The sequence below is a fragment of the Pontibacter sp. YIM B11418 genome, from assembly GCF_059278805.1.
The window spans coordinates 428,532-444,408 of record NZ_JCAEMH010000004.1 but is presented as its reverse complement, the minus strand read 5'-3'; the positions used below and the strand labels follow the sequence as shown (position 1 = coordinate 444,408).

The 15,877-nt window shown below is 52.0% G+C and carries 10 protein-coding genes; all 10 read left to right on the top strand.

Annotated elements, in window-relative coordinates; genetic code table 11:
- Positions 1 to 39 precede the first annotated feature (39 nt).
- The 10 genes from AC4QZR_RS12390 to AC4QZR_RS12345 all read left to right on the top strand — a co-directional run bounded on the left by AC4QZR_RS12390 (position 40) and on the right by AC4QZR_RS12345 (position 15,864).
- Positions 40 to 3,147, top strand: a complete 3,108-nt coding sequence (locus AC4QZR_RS12390) for a SusC/RagA family TonB-linked outer membrane protein (protein ID WP_494481189.1) — start codon at positions 40 to 42, stop codon at positions 3,145 to 3,147.
- A gap of 11 nt (positions 3,148 to 3,158) precedes the next feature.
- Positions 3,159 to 4,748, top strand: a complete 1,590-nt coding sequence (locus AC4QZR_RS12385) for a SusD/RagB family nutrient-binding outer membrane lipoprotein (RefSeq protein WP_494481188.1) — start codon at positions 3,159 to 3,161, stop codon at positions 4,746 to 4,748.
- 12 nt (positions 4,749 to 4,760) lie between these two features.
- Positions 4,761 to 5,567, top strand: a complete 807-nt coding sequence (locus tag AC4QZR_RS12380; protein ID WP_494481187.1) for a DUF4397 domain-containing protein — start codon at positions 4,761 to 4,763, stop codon at positions 5,565 to 5,567.
- 202 nt (positions 5,568 to 5,769) lie between these two features.
- Positions 5,770 to 7,311: a glycoside hydrolase family 10-like protein gene (locus AC4QZR_RS12375; RefSeq protein WP_494481186.1), complete on the top strand. Its 1,542-nt coding sequence runs from the start codon at positions 5,770 to 5,772 to the stop codon at positions 7,309 to 7,311.
- A gap of 52 nt (positions 7,312 to 7,363) precedes the next feature.
- Positions 7,364 to 9,217 carry a glycoside hydrolase family 9 protein gene (locus AC4QZR_RS12370; RefSeq protein ID WP_494481185.1) on the top strand — a complete coding sequence of 618 codons (1,854 nt, stop codon included), beginning with the start codon at positions 7,364 to 7,366 and terminating at the stop codon, positions 9,215 to 9,217.
- On the top strand, positions 9,217 to 9,930 hold the full coding sequence (locus AC4QZR_RS12365) for a polysaccharide deacetylase family protein (protein WP_494481265.1): 714 nt from the start codon (positions 9,217 to 9,219) through the stop codon (positions 9,928 to 9,930). The genes AC4QZR_RS12370 and AC4QZR_RS12365 overlap by 1 nt, the downstream gene beginning before the upstream one ends.
- A 44-nt stretch (positions 9,931 to 9,974) precedes the next feature.
- Positions 9,975 to 10,592, top strand: a complete 618-nt coding sequence (locus AC4QZR_RS12360) for a peptidoglycan recognition protein family protein (protein WP_494481184.1) — start codon at positions 9,975 to 9,977, stop codon at positions 10,590 to 10,592.
- A 297-nt stretch (positions 10,593 to 10,889) separates the two neighbouring features.
- Complete coding sequence (locus AC4QZR_RS12355; protein WP_494481183.1) at positions 10,890 to 12,752, top strand: outer membrane protein assembly factor BamB family protein; 1,863 nt, start codon at positions 10,890 to 10,892, stop codon at positions 12,750 to 12,752.
- 54 nt (positions 12,753 to 12,806) lie between these two features.
- Entirely contained in the window at positions 12,807 to 13,619 is an 813-nt protein-coding gene (murQ, locus tag AC4QZR_RS12350) for an N-acetylmuramic acid 6-phosphate etherase (RefSeq protein WP_494481182.1), read from the top strand.
- Between the two features lie 718 nt (positions 13,620 to 14,337).
- On the top strand, positions 14,338 to 15,864 hold the full coding sequence (locus AC4QZR_RS12345) for a sodium:solute symporter (protein ID WP_494481181.1): 1,527 nt from the start codon (positions 14,338 to 14,340) through the stop codon (positions 15,862 to 15,864).
- The last annotated feature ends 13 nt before the right edge of the window (positions 15,865 to 15,877 follow it).

Below are 15,877 nucleotides of genomic sequence, written 5' to 3'. Positions count from 1 at the left end.
AATCTACCCACAATAATCTTAACCAATAGCCACGTAGTTATGATGAAAAAATTACAATGTTACCTATGGGGGATATGTTTCCTCCTGTTTCACTTTACAGCCAATGCTCAGAGCACGACTGTATCCGGCACGGTAACTGCCGCCTCCGACAATACCCCGCTGCCTGGTGTTACGGTAGCAGTTAAAGGTCAGCCGCGTGGTACGAATACCGACACGGATGGCAAGTTTTCTATTTCGGTAGCACCAGCCGATGTGTTGGTGTTCAGTTTTATTGGCATGAAGTCCGTTGAGAAACCTGTGGGCACGAACACAGTAATCAATGTGGCCTTGCAGGCAAACGCGGAAAGCCTGAGCGAAGTAGTGGTAACGGCCCTCGGTATCAAGCAGGAAAAGAAAGCCCTGGGTTATGCCGTAACAGAGGTTAAAGGTTCCACCATCGCCCAGACACAGCGCGAGAACTTCGTGAACGGCCTGGCCGGTCGCGTGGCAGGTGTGGAAGTGAACGCTTCTTCTGGTCTGCCAGGTTCTTCCTCTTCTATCGTAATCCGTGGTATCAGCTCTCTGAGCGGAAGCAACCAGCCACTGTTCGTGGTAGACGGTCTTCCGATCAGCAACAATACCACTTCTACAGGAGTGTTTGCTTCTTCTATCGGTGCCGGTGCCAAGTCTTTCGAGAACAGAGGTGTTGACTTTACCAACCGTGCCGCTGACATCAACCCGGAGGACATCGAATCCATCACCGTACTGAAAGGCCCTGAAGCGGCCGCTCTTTATGGTATCGAAGCTGCCTCTGGTGCCATCGTGATCACCACAAAGCGTGGTCAGGCAGGTAAGCCGCGTATTAACTACAGCAACAGCTTCCGTATCGACCGTATCGTACGCTACCCTGAAATCCAGCAGAAGTACGACAGAGGCGCGAATGGTTATACCACAGAAGGTGACGAAAGCCTTTCTTACTTCGGTGCCCCTTACTCCTCAGAAGTACAGTTTTATGACAACGTGAAGAACTTCTTTGATGATGCTTTCACACAAAAGCACAACCTGGCCTTCACTGGCGGTAACGAAGCTGCTCAGTACCGTATCTCCGGTTCTTATACCGATGCACAGGGCTTTATCCCGAACACAGGGCTGGAGCGTATCACGCTTTCCTCTGCTATTACAGCTAAGTTGAGCAACCGTCTTTCAACAGACGTAACATTCGACTATACCCGTTCTGATAACGACCAGGCCTTCAGAGGTGCTGGTGGTCCATTGCTGCAACTGCTGCGCTGGCCATCTACCGACGACGCCAGCAACTACTTGACTCCAACTGGTGACAGAAGAGACTTCGGTGCTTACTCAACTGCTATCGAGAACCCGTTCTTCAACGTGAACAAAAACATCTTCAACTCGCTGACCGACCGCTACAGACTGAATGCCAGCCTGACAGCTGACGTGACAGACTGGATGAAACTCGTAGGCCAGGCAGGTGTTGACTATTACACAGAGAAAAACACGATCGTGCGTCACCCGCAGTCGAATGCAGGCCGCTCTTATGGCGGTATCTTCGACCAGGCCGTGATTACGAACCGTAACCTGACGTTCCAGTACTATGCTCAGTTCACAGCGCCAACGATGTTCAACGACAAACTGCGCACAGACCTGAAACTGGGTAGCACGGTATACGACTGGAATACGTTCAGTGCAGCCGCTACCGGCGAGCAGTTCATGGCGCCGGACCTGTACTCTATTAACAACACGACCCTTACCACACAGCGTGCTTACAACAACCTGACGCAGCGCCGTCTGGTAGGTGCCTGGGGTAGCTTCAATGCCAGCTATAATGACATCCTCTTCCTTACCTTGACAGGCCGTAACGACTGGAGTTCTACGCTTCCAGTACAAAACAACTCGTTCTTCTATCCATCTGCCGGTCTGAGCTTTGTGTTCACCGAGCTGGAGCCATTCCAGGGTATTAAGAACGTGCTGTCTTATGGTAAGTTAAGAGGCTCTATTGCCCAGGTAGGTAAAGATGCCCGTCCGTACAGCATCCGTCCATTCTACGAAACGGCTATGACAACGGGTGGTGGTTTCCGCTATGGTTTCACCGGCCCAAGCCTGGACCTGCGTCCGGAAATGACAACTTCTTACGAATTCGGTACAGAATTGAAGTTCTTCAACGACCGATTCGGCATCGATGCGACTTACTTCAAGAAGAAGTCTGTTGACCAGATCGTGCAGAACCTCCGTCTGAGCTATGCAACTGGTTTCGTACTGATGACCTTTAACGCCGGTGAGATGGAGAACTCAGGTATAGAGCTTCAATTGAACGGCACGCCTGTGGAGAACAGCAATTTCAGATGGGATGTGTTGTTGAACTACACGAAGAACAACAGCAAGCTGACTAAACTTCCTGGCGACGTGCAGGAGTTCTACAACTCTGACACCTGGCTGTATGGCAACGTGCGTGTAGGTTCACGTGTAGCTGGCCCGTTGACTACCTTCACTGGCTACGACTACCAGCGCAACGATAATGGTGACGTGCTGATCAACCCATCAACTGGTCTGCCTATCCTGAACACCAGCGAGTGGAAAATAGTAGGTGACCGTAACCCGGACTTCAACATCGGTCTGACCAACACCTTCACTTACAAAAACCTGTCACTCAACTTCCTGCTTGACATCCGCAAAGGAGGTGACGTGTACAACGCCACAGAGCACTACCTGACCACAACTGGTTTGAGCAAGCGCACGCTGAACAGAGAAGAGCCACGCATCGTGACAGGTGTGTTGAAAGACGGTCTGGAAAACACCGCCTCCCCAACGCAGAACAACATTCCGATCGACCTGTACAGAAACTCTACTTACTGGTCGTCTATCTACCCACACCAGAGCTTCATCGAGAAGGATGTGAACTGGGTACGTATGCGCGACGTGACACTGAACTACCGCATGCCAACCAGCATCATGGAGCGTGTTAAGTTCATCGAAGACCTGAACGTGTTTGTAACAGGCACTGACTTGTTCCTGATCACAAACTACTCTGGTCTGGATCCGGTTGCTAACGGTAACTCTGCTGCAGTAGGTGGTGCCGGTGGTGGCGGCCTTGATTACGGTAACTTCCCGTTGCCTAGAGGAATTAACTTTGGTATTAGAGCAGGATTTTAATTAAGATGAAAATGAGAAAGATATTAGTTGCTTCTCTTATAGCGGCCAGCGTGTTTTCGGCATCTGGCTGTAAGGATTACCTCGACGTAAACACCAACCCGAACGGTCCGGATGCCTTGTTGCAGCCGGAGCTGTTCCTCCCGCAAATACAGTCTGAAATGGCAGTAGCGGTACAGTGGGACGGTCGCTTTGCCGGTCAGTATGTGCAGAACTGGGCTTCTACAGCCGCCGACAACGCCATTGACCTGCACGGCAACCCGCTGTCTGACTCCTATGCGCAGCTCTGGAGAGCCGTGTATTGGAGCATGGGCTATAACCTTTCGGACATGATCGAGAGCGGCGAGCGCAGCAAGAAGTACGACTTTGTAGGCGTAGGCCACATCATGCGTGCGTACGGCTGGCAAAACCTCACCGACTACCATGGTCCTGTGATCATGACAGAGGCCTTCAATACAGACAAGCGTGTTTTCAACTTCGACGATCAGCCGGTTGTTTACCCGGAGATTCAGCGTTTGCTAGTAGAAGGCGTTAAAAGCCTGGAGCGTACAGACGGATTGGATGCCGCCAGTTCTGGTTTGAGCAAAAGCGACCTGATCTACGCAGGTAACAGGGACAAGTGGAAGAAGTTTGCATACGGTATGATGGCTATCAACGCTCACCGCCTGACAAACAAGAGCTCTTACGATCCTGCCAAAGTGATCGCGTATGTGGACCAGTCGCTTGCCAGCAATGCTGACAACGCCATGATCCGCTTCCAGGGAGAAGTAAGCGCCAACACAAACTTCTTCGGACCGATCCGTAACAACATCGCCTCTAACCGCCAGACCGACTACATCGTAGGTCTGCTGGATGGTACTAACCCATCGCTGCGCGACGAGGCCCTGGCAGGTACCGATCCTGTATTTGCAGGACAGCATCTGAAAGACCCACGTCTGACGGCCATGCTGGCACCATCGCCTGACGGGCAGTACAGAGGTCTTCGTTCAGGAAAAGGCATCACAGGTATACCTGCTGCCGAGATTCCTAACAACCTGTGGGGTTCTGTGGGTGTATCTACGGCACAGCCACGCCAGATCTATATTTTTGGTAATGCGGCCCCATTCCCGCTGATGACCTACTCACAGCTGCAGTTTATCAAAGCAGAAGCGGCTTGGATCGCTGGTATGAAAGATGTAGCGCTGGATGCTTATACTAAAGGCGTAACAGCTCACATCGACTTCTCACGCACTTATGCGCCGGATCCGGCTATGTTTGATCAGCGCAAGGCAGCTTACCTGGCCAGCGAAGAGATCATGCCGAAAACCAGCGAAGGCCTGACGCTTTCGAAGATCATGCTGCAGAAGTATATCGCGACCTGGGGTTGGGGCTTCCTCGAAACCTGGTCAGATATGAGAAGATACCACTACAACCAGGATGGTGAAGTGTATACAGGCTTTACTTTGCCAAGTCCTCTGAACGTAGCTAACCAGGGAGTGCCTGCTTACAGAGCACGTCCAAGATACAACTCAGAGTATATGTGGAATCAGGAGGCACTGCGTGCTTTGGGCGGCAACGACGAGAACTACCACACTTATGAAACTTGGTTCAGCAAACACGAATAATCAGAAAAAGAGATGATGAAGATATTTAAAAGAACATTCCTGTTTTTGGCAGCAGGCCTCCTGTTAGGAGCCTGCGAAAAAAACGCCATCCCTGAAGTGACAGAACCAGTGCAGGACGGTGGCGCCTATGTTAAGTTCTTCTTCCAGGTTGAAGGAGCACCGCGCGCTAACTTCTACCTGGACAGCAAGAAAGTGACCGGTGTAGCGCCTACTGCGACCAACATTGTACTGGGCAACGCCTATGGATCGGTATACCCAAGCAACGCCTACTCACTAGTGCCTGCTGGAAACTTCAACATGAGTGCGATTGACACAGTGGCAGAGAAAGGCACGGCCGATGTACTGGCAAGCACTTCTGTAAGCCTGGCTGCTAACAAGCACTACTCAGCTTACCTGGCAGGTACTCCGGCGAGTTATGAAGTGTTCATGGTAGAGGACAACCTGCCGCCAGCCGACTACACCAAAATCTGGTGGCGCTTTATGAACACGATGGCCGACATGCCTTTTGCCGTGGATGCCTACGCAGTGCGTTCCGCTGTAGCAGCAACTGAGACAAAGCCAGCTGAGCCAGTTGAAGTATATGAGCTGGGCAAAGGCCTTGCGTTTAAACAGCATGGTCCATACGTGGAGCTGAAGCCGGGAACCTATACCTATAAGGTGTTTGCCTCTGGTAGTGAGTATGATCCTGCCACTTCAACAGCTTTCATCCAGCAGTCATTCGGGGTGGCAACATTGGGCCGGGTGTACACTACGCAGATTCGTGGTGCTTATGCTGAAAAGCCAAAAACTACTCAAATAGATTACTGGAGAGAGAGATAAGGTGGTAAGCCCGGGGCTGCGCTGGCCCCGGGTTACTTTCCCTTGCCTTTGAACAAATGCAGGTCGGCTTATGGCCGTAATGCATGAAAATATAGATAGTGATAGATTAGCTTACGAATAGTTTTATTACCATGAAAGAGCCCCTCCTTTACTAACCCTAACGGAGGGCTTTTTTTTAGCCACCCTTTTACCAGCCGGAACAATGATTAGAAACTTTACACTTTTAGCCACCCTGCTGCTCAGTTCGATCAGCCTTTTTGCCCAGGTATCGAAGCAGCCTCCCAAGCGTGAATTCCGAGGCGTCTGGATCGCCACGGTGCAGAATATTGATTGGCCCTCTAAACCCAAGCAGGGCGTAGACTCCGAGCAGCAGAAGCAGGAGCTGATCGACATCTTCGACGCCCATCAGAAAACAGGTATAAATGCCATCATGCTGCAGGTGCGCCCCTCGGCCGACGCCTTTTATGCCAAAGGCCGTGAGCAGTGGAGCATGTTCCTGACCGGCAAACAGGGCACACTGCCCGAGCCGTTTTACGATCCGCTGGAGTTTGCCATCGAAGAAGCCCACAAACGCGGCATGGAACTGCACGCCTGGATCAACCCCTACCGTGCCTCGACCAGCTTGGTGGATTCCCTGGTGAGCACCGAGCACATCTCCCGCATTCAGCCCGACTGGTTCTTTACCTACGGCGACAAAAAATACTTTAACCCCGGTCTGCCCGAAGTTCGTCACTACCTCGTGGATGTGATCATGGATGTGGTGCGCAACTACGACATCGACGGCATCCATTTCGACGACTACTTCTACCCATACCCGGGCAAGACGGCACTGCCTGACTCGATCACGTACATGCTGCACAAGCAAGGTATAGCGAACGTGGAGGACTGGCGCCGCAACAACGTTGACCAGCTGATCAAGGACCTGTCAGTAGAGATAAAGAAAGAAAAGGAGCATGTGAAATTCGGCATCAGCCCGTTCGGCATCTGGCGCAACAAGGCCCAGGACCCAGCGGGGTCGGAGAGTAACGGCTTGTCAGGGTATAGCGCCCTGTATGCCGATGCCCGCAAGTGGGTGCAGGAAGGCTGGGTTGATTATATTAATCCGCAGCTCTACTTCCCCTTCGGCTATACCCCGGCTCCTTACGAGAAACTGCTGGACTGGTGGGCGGCCAACGCCTTTGGCAAGCATGTGTACGTAGGCCAGGGCGCCTACCGTGCCATGGAAGACCGCGAAGGCTGGCGCGACCGGCAGCAGTTGCCCAACCAGGTACGCTACCTGCGCGACAACCCACGGGTACAGGGCAGTGTGTACTTCAGCTCCCGCTCGCTCACCAACAACCTGGCCGGCTTCCGCGACTCGCTGCAGCACGATTTGTACCGCTACCCGGCCCTGCAACCCGTTATGCCTTGGTTAGGTATGGACAAGCCTGCCCAACCAGATGCGTTGCGCGAAGACAAGTTTCTGCTCGTTTTCCCTCGTTTGCGCAAAGCCGTTATCCGGTGGGATTATCCGGATCAGGAGGAGGACGTGTATGGGTTCGTGGTATATCGCTTCGATGAAAACGAGCCGATCAACCTGGAGCATGCCCGTAACATCCGCCGCATACAGTTCAACGACTACGAGCTGGGCTTCTATGACGAGACGGCTGAACGTGGGAAGACCTACAAATACGTGGTAACATCCATCGACCGGCTCAAAAATGAGAGCGCACCGTCCAATATCTACCTGAAAAAAATACGCTAGGTATAGCTTGCATCCTGTAATCAGAAACGTCCGGAACTAACAACTGTAAGACATGAATACAAAAAAGACAGTAGTGGCACTGGTACTGGCAGCCCTTGTGGTGGCCGCCAATGCCATCGCTTTTTCCAACAAGGCTACCCCTGATTTTGAGGAGGCAGCAGTTGCCAAAGGGCCGGCCTGGATCCGCATCAACCAATTGGGCTATACCCCTGAAGGTATAAAAGTAGCCGTGTGGGGAAGCAAGTCGAAAGGCAAGCTGAAGCGATTTGAGTTGGTAGATGCCAGCACTAGTAAAGTGGTGTTTAAAGGAAAGGCAGGCAGTGCATTCGGTGCCTACGGTCCTTTTCTAGAATCTTACCGTCTTAACTTTTCCGAGTTCACCAAGCCAGGCACCTACTACCTGCAGGCCGGGGAAACCAAATCGCCGGAGTTCCGGATTGATGGGGAGGTGTACAAAGGTACGGCTGACTTTGCACTGCGCTACATGCGGCAGCAGCGCAGTGGCTTCAACCCTTACCTGAAGGATTCCTGCCACACCCACGACGGCTATACCATGTATGGCCCGATGCCCGACAGTACGATCATTGACGTATCGGGTGGCTGGCACGATGCTTCGGATTACCTGCAGTATGCGACTACTTCAGCAAACGCTACTTACCACCTGCTGGCTGCCTACCGCGACTTCCCGGGCGTGTTTACCGACAAGCACCAGGCGAACGGGCTGGAAGGTACCAACGGCGAGGCCGACGTGCTCGACGAAGCGAAATGGGGACTGGAATGGCTCCTGAAACTGCACCCGCGCGAAGACTGGCTATTTAATCAACTAGCTGACGACCGCGATCACCAGGGCATGCGCCTTCCTACGAATGACCCTGTCGACTATGGCATGGGGGGCGGCGGTCCGCGACCTGTTTACTTTGCCTCCGGGGAGCCGCAAGGCCTGGGCAAGTATAAGAACCGGGCGACCGGTGTTGCCTCTATAGCAGGAAAGTTCACCAGCGCCTTTGGCCTGGCTGCTCAGATCTATAGTACCAAAGACCAGAACCTGTCTAATCTGTTTAGCCAGAAAGCACAGTCTGCTTACAAACTGGGCCTCGCCAAGCCAGGCGTTGCTCAGACCGCCCCCAACAGGGCACCTTATTTCTATGAGGAAGACAACTGGGTGGACGACATGCAACTGGGGGCAGCAGCGCTCTATCAGCTGACCGGCCAGCAGGAGTTCTTCAAGCAGGCCTATACCTATGGGCTTCAGGAAAAAGTGACGCCGTGGATGGGCGCTGATACGGCCCGTCACTACCAGTGGTACCCGTTCCATAACTTCGGGCATTTTGAGTTGGCCAAGAAATCAGATGACAAGACAAAAGCAGAACTTATCGGCTTCTACAAAGAAGGTATAGAACGTGTGAACACCAAAGCGAAGAAAAACGCCTTTTACAGGGGTGTTCCATTTATCTGGTGCTCCAATAACCTGACCACCTCTTTTGCGATCCAGAGCTTCCTATACCGCCAGCTGTCCGGCGACCAGACTTACGCAGAACTGGAACAGGCCAATTTCGACTGGTTGTTCGGCGTGAATCCCTGGGGAACCAGCATGGTGTACGGCCTGCCAGCCCATGGCGACACGCCCATAGATCCGCACTCCGCCTTCACCCGACTGAACAAGTACCCGATTGACGGCGGCTTGGTGGATGGGCCAGTGTATGGCAGCATCTTCAATAACCTGCAGCATCTGAAGCTGTACAGCGAGGATGCCTACGCCGAGTTTCAGTCTGACCTGGCCGTATACCACGACGACTTCGGTGACTATAGCACCAATGAGCCGACAATGGACGGGACCGCTTCGCTGATCTACCTGCTGGCCTCCAAAGAGTTTAGCTCACAGGAGGGGAGGCCAGTAAAAAAGTAATAGTAGATCGCCACGGCGCCATCATCCGGGGGGATACGACGGCCCGGCAGATCGCACTGATCTTTACTGGCGATGAGTTTGCAGACGGAGGAGAAGTTATCAGCAGAGTGCTGAAGAAACACCAGGTCAAAGCCTCCTTTTTTCTCACGGGCCGCTTTTATCGAAATCCGGCTTTCGAGGTCTTGATCCGGAGCCTGAAAAAAGACGGGCATTACCTGGGGGCGCACTCCGACGAGCACCTGCTGTACTGCGACTGGACCAAACGCGATAGTTTGCTGGTGACGCGGGAGCAGTTCAGCGATGACCTGCAGAAGAATTACCAGCGTATGGAAGCGTTTGGTGTAAAGAAGTCGGATGCGCCTTACTTTCTGCCTCCCTACGAGTGGTACAATCGCAGCATTGCCAACTGGACGGAGGCGGAAGGTCTGCAACTGGTGAACTTTACGCCCGGCACCCGTTCTGCCGCCGACTATACCTACCCCGAAATGGGTAACCGGTATGTGAGTTCGGAGACGGTGCTGCAGTCCATCATGGGCTATGAGGGCAGAGACCGAAATGGCTTGAACGGTTTTATGCTGCTTTTGCACATCGGCACAGACCCGAGGCGGGAGGATAAGTTTTATAATCGGCTTGATGAGATGATGATTCTATTGAAGCAGAAAGGCTATCAGTTTGTAAGGCTTGATGAGCTGTTGGAGCAAAGAAAGAAATAACGGAGTTTGCGCTATACCTGCGCTTTGATAAAGATAAGAGCTAAATGAAAAAGATCCTGATACTGGTGTGTGCCCTTGCCGGGCTGATGGGTTGCCAAAAACCGGCAGTCACCTCTGATACATCGCTTACACCCGAAGGTATAAAGTTTCTGTCGCGGGAGGAGTGGGGAGCCAAGGCGCCCGTGCTGCCCATGCGGCCGCATAAACTGACGAGACTGACCATCCATCATACCGGTGTGCCGCAATTATTCGACCGCAGCCTGGCTGACAAGCTGCGCAATCTGCAGAAATTCTCGCAGGAAGACAGCCCTTTGGCGGATGGTCGCATGAAACCAGCCTGGGCGGATGTGCCATATCACCTGTATGTGGATGTCAACGGGGCTGTGGGTGAGGCACGGGACCTGAACTACGCCGGCGACTCGAATACCAGTTACGACCCGGCTGGGCACCTACTGGTGGTGGTAGAGGGTAATTTTGAAAAGGAGGCCATTACCGAAGCACAGATGAAAACGCTCGAAAAGCTGGTGCCAGCCTTGGCCAAACGCTACGGTATACCTGCCGACAGCCTGGGTGCACACAAGGATTTTGCTCAGACCACCTGCCCGGGAGTTGGGTTGTACTCGGAACTGCCCCGCTTCAGACAACTGATTAACGCTAATTAAATTCTAGGTACAGTTGCGTTGTGCGGGTTTGTGCAGGTATAGCAGCCATTAACAAAAAATAAAAATCCCTGTTTTTGCGTGTTTTTGCCGGTTTATGAAAAAAACATGCTTAAAAATTTGGACTACTCAAATACGGTCACTATTTTTAACTTAAATAAAGGGACAGTATTCGTTTTGCTCATGCGCTTTTGTGCGGTTTTCTGCGCTAGTTCTCCAAACAAGAGTCGCGTGAGCAGGATGGATACATTTTTAGTTTAGTATTACTAAGTCCTTTTGTTTTACGAATGCCTTGAATCAATGAAAATACAAAGGTATGTAGCGTTCATCGCTCTCTTGCTGGTTTCCAGCCTTTGCCAGGCACAATCTTTTCAGTTCGCCTTTGTATCCGATACCCATATCGGCAACCCCACCGCACAAGAAGACCTCGAGCGCACAATTGCCGACATCAATTCCAATCCCAACCTTGAGTTTGTCGTCATCACTGGTGACATCACCGAGTTCGGTTCTGATGAAGAACTCAAGCTGGCCAAACAGATCTTTGATACGATTAAAAAGCCTTGGTACATTTTGCCCGGCAATCACGATACCAATTGGTCGGAGAGCGGCAGTAACAGCTTTCGGGTAGTCTTCGGGGCGGAGACTTTTGCCTTTTCACACAAGGGATATCTCTTTACTGGTACTGGTTCCGGACCGAACATGCGCATGGGCCCCGGGCAGATTCCGCGTGAGAACATCGTGTGGCTCGACTCTGTGCTGAACAAGATGCCGGATCCCGAAATGCCGGTCATTTTTCTGAATCATTATCCGCAGGACTCTTCGCTTAACAACTGGTACGACGTAACCGACCGGCTGCGCGCCCGTAACACGCAACTCATTCTGCACGGCCACGGACACGGCAACCGCCAGTTTAGCTACGATGGTATACCTGCAGTGATGGGCCGCTCTAACCTGCGCGCCAAAGATCCGGTAGGCGGCTACAATATTGTGACCTTTGCCGATGGGAAAGCCAGTTTTGAGACCCGTAAGCCAGGTATAGAAACCCTGCCGCAATGGTTAGAAGTACCACTGGTGAAGCACGATTTTGCAAACGACCCGACCAAACACCACCGACCGTCTTTCACCGTGAACGGGCTATACCCGAACGTGAAGCAGGTATGGGAGTATCAGGACGACAGCGATGTAGGAGCCGGGACAGCTGTTCATAAAAATCTGGTGATTGCGACCAACACCACAGGTCAGGTATACGCCCTGGATAGCAAAACCGGAAAGCGCAAATGGTCCTACCGCACCAATGGCAAAATCTACTCTACACCAGCTGTGGCCAATGGCTATGTGGTGGTGGGCTCTTCTGATAACAATATTTACTGCCTCTCTGGCGCCACAGGCAAACTGGTCTGGAAATTCACAGCTAATCGGCCGGTGCTCGGCTCCCCGCTTATAGAAAAAGGCGTGGTCTACATCGGGGCCTCTGATGGACACTTCCGGGCGCTTGATCTAAAGAGCGGTAAACTACGCTGGGATTTTGATCAGGTGAATAACTTCGTCGTAACGAAGCCATTGCCTTACCAAGGCAAGGTTTACTTCGGCAGCTGGGGCAACGAATTTTACGCCCTCGATGCCAAAACCGGTGCACTTGCCTGGAAATGGAGCAACGGCTCCAGCAACCGCATGTTCTCGCCAGCCGCCTGTTACCCGGTAGCCGCCAATGGCCGTATTTTCATTGTAGCCCCCGACCGTTTTATGACCGCACTGGACGCGAACACAGGCGAAGTGGTGTGGCGGGAGCAAATGAAGGAAGGCCGAGTGCGCGAGTCGATGGGCATATCGACTGACGGCAAGCTGGTCTATGTGAAAACGATGGACGGACAGGTATACGGCGTTTCCACATCAGCCAACGCCCTGCAGGTAGACTGGAAATCGACGCTGCAGCTGCCTTACGAACTGGCCCCTTCGGCTATTGTCGAACACAACAACGTCGTACTAGTGCCCTCGCACTCAGGCTTGGTCAGCGCGCTTGACCGCCAGAGCGGAGAGGTACTTTGGAAATACAAAAGTTCAAATAGTCTCATGAACCCAGTGATGCCGCTAGGCAAAAACAGGGTAGTCGTGAGCACGATGGATGGGAAAATCGCCTGCCTGGAGTACGTGCCTGCCAAATAAGGTATAGCCACACAGGTAGAACGATTGATTTAGAAGGATTTATACTTACAAAAAATGGAAATTACAACCGAGAAAGACTCGAACTATAACGACCTGGAGAAGATGTCGGTGAGGGAAGTGCTGGAGAACATCAACCGGGAAGATAAAAGCGTACCCCTTGCTGTAGAAAAGGCGCTCCCGCAAATAGAAAAACTAACCGAAATCGTAGCCGACCGCATGAAAAAAGGTGGTCGCCTGTTCTACATTGGCGCAGGCACCAGCGGCCGCCTGGGCGTGGTGGACGCTTCCGAGTGCCCGCCAACTTTCGGTGTGCCTTTTGACATGGTAGTAGGCCTGATCGCCGGGGGTGACTCAGCCATCCGCAAAGCGGTAGAGTTTGCCGAGGACGACGCAGAGCAAGCCTGGGAAGACTTAAAAGAATACTGTTTGGGTGAGTACGATGTGATAGTAGGACTTGCCGCATCTGGCACGACGCCCTACGTGATCGGCGGTCTGCGCACAGCTAACGAGCATGGCCTGGCAACCGGCTGCATTGTGTGTAACTCGGGTAGCCCAGTGGCTGCAGAGGCACAGTACCCGGTGGAAGTGGTTGTAGGTCCTGAATTCGTTACAGGCAGCACCCGCATGAAAGCCGGCACCGCTCAGAAACTGGTGCTCAACATGCTCAGCACTGCAGTCATGATTCAGCTGGGTCGCGTGCGTGGCAACAAAATGGTAGATATGCAGTTGACCAACCATAAGCTATACCACCGTGGTGTGCGCATGGTAATGGCGGAGACAGGTGCTGATGAAGCAACCGCATCTGCTTTGCTGGAGAAGCATGGAAGTGTGCGTAAGGCAGTAGCGAGTGTGTTTGTGTCCAAGTAGGGTTTCTGCCTTCTTGCTTTAGAGCTTCTGGAAGACACTGTCCTTGCTCGAGTCCCGCGAGTTTGCGGTATACAGCGGACTCAGACGGTTTAAACAGAAGTTTTTGATAGTGTAGCGGGGGGGCAGGTATAGCAACCTTTATTGTTGTATAGCTTCGCCTGTGCGGCGGGCACCTACTTTTTTCCTTGATGAAAAAAGTAGGCAAAAAAATCAAGACTCCCCAAACTCGCTGAACGCTCAAACAGTGGGTAGTCATAAAGGTGCACCTGGCTAGTGCCTTTTGTTTCATGGCTTCCGGGGCAAGTTAGTATTGCTATACCTGCCAGTATTTTGTTTCTGTTACAACAACGCTTATATTTTGAAGTGGCAGTTACAGGCTCTCCGCCTTAGACAAGGAGGGGTTAGGGGTGGGTTGAATCAGCGGGAGCTTAAACAACATAAACTACTAAGCCATACTTGTGAAATGGTAAAGGTCAAAGTCCCCCTTCGAAGGGGGCAGGGGGATGTAATCATGCACGAACATCCTGTTAATACGTGGGGGTAGCAGTCTTCTTGAATCCTGATTCAAACATTCTAGGGCAGGGGTAAAACGAAGCTGAAACCAAACAACATTACCGCCATTTCGGCAAAACTTAGTAACTTACACACATGTGCGGAAGCGTAAGGAATAGGCATGAGTGCTGATTTTCTCCTTTCGCGAATGAATAATTAACGTATTATGTCGCCAATTATCCTTCTCTCTTTTCTGATCGGCTATTTTGCGGTGCTGATAGGTATATCCTACTACACCTCGCGGGGAGCGTCAGACAACTCCAGTTTCTTCATCGCCAACCGCAACTCGAAGTGGTACTTCGTGGCATTTGGTATGATCGGAACCGCTCTGTCGGGCGTGACTTTCATCTCGGTGCCTGGGGCGGTCGTTAATAGTAGTTTCAGTTATTTTCAGTTTGTGCTCGGCAATACGGTCGGTTTTGTCCTGATCGCTTTTGTGCTTCTGCCGCTTTATTACCGCATGAACCTGATCTCTATTTATACCTATCTGGAGAAGCGATTCGGTTATTGGAGCTATAAAACAGGGGCCATGATCTTTCTGGTGTCACGCACCATCGGCTCGGCTTTTCGCTTATACCTGGTGGCTATCGTGCTGCAACGTTTTATCTTCGACGCCTGGAACGTGCCGTTTGTGGCCACGGTGGCGATCTGCCTTGTCCTGATCTGGCTCTATACCCACAAAGGTGGCCTTAAAACCATCGTAATCACCGATACGCTGCAGACCGTGTTTATCATCGGCTCGGTTATTTTTTCGATCATCTTCATCGCTAATAGCCTAGACCTGAACCTGGTGCAGACCTTTGAGGCAGTGAAAGACAGCTCTTACTCCAAGATTTTCTTCTGGGAGGATTTCATGGGCACGAAGAGCCACTTCCTGAAGCACTTTATCGGCGGTATTTTCGTGACCATTGCTATGACGGGCCTGGACCAGGACCTGATGCAGAAGAACCTGAGCTGTAAGAACATTGGGGAGGCGCAGAAGAACATGCTTTCTTTCACAGCCATCTTTGTCTCCATTAATATCTTCTTCCTGAGCATGGGCGCCCTGCTTTACATGTATGCCGAGGCCAAAGGTATCGATGTATCGTCGCTGGCAACTCCTGACCACCTGTTCCCGGAAATTGCCCTGAACCACATGGCCATGATCCCGGCTGTTATCTTTATGCTGGGCCTGACGGCAGCGACCTTCGCCACCACCGACTCAGCGCTTACAGCCCTCACGACTTCTTTCTGCGTGGACTTCCTGAACTTTACCAAGAAGGAAAACCACGACGATGTGAAGCTCATCCGTACCCGCCACCTGGTACACGTTGGTTTCTCAGTGGTGATGTTGCTGGTGATCCTCGTGTTCAGGCTCATCAATGACGACTCGGTGGTGAACGCCATCTTTAAAGCGGCCGGCTATACCTACGGTCCGTTGTTGGGCTTGTTTGCCTTTGGTATGGCCAACAAACGTGCCGTAGCCGACAAACTGGTGCCGTACATCTGCCTTATCTCGCCAATCCTGACCTATATACTTGATAGCAACTCAATGGAGTGGACCGGTTATGCTATGGGCTTTGAGCTGATAGTGCTGAACGCCGCTATCACCTTCATCCTGTTGCTGGTAACCAGCAAGCAGGGTGGTGGCGTGTTGATGGATGCGCTAAAGGAGGCTGAAAGAGGCACCAAAGTAAAACAAACAACTTATTAAGAACCTACCTCCT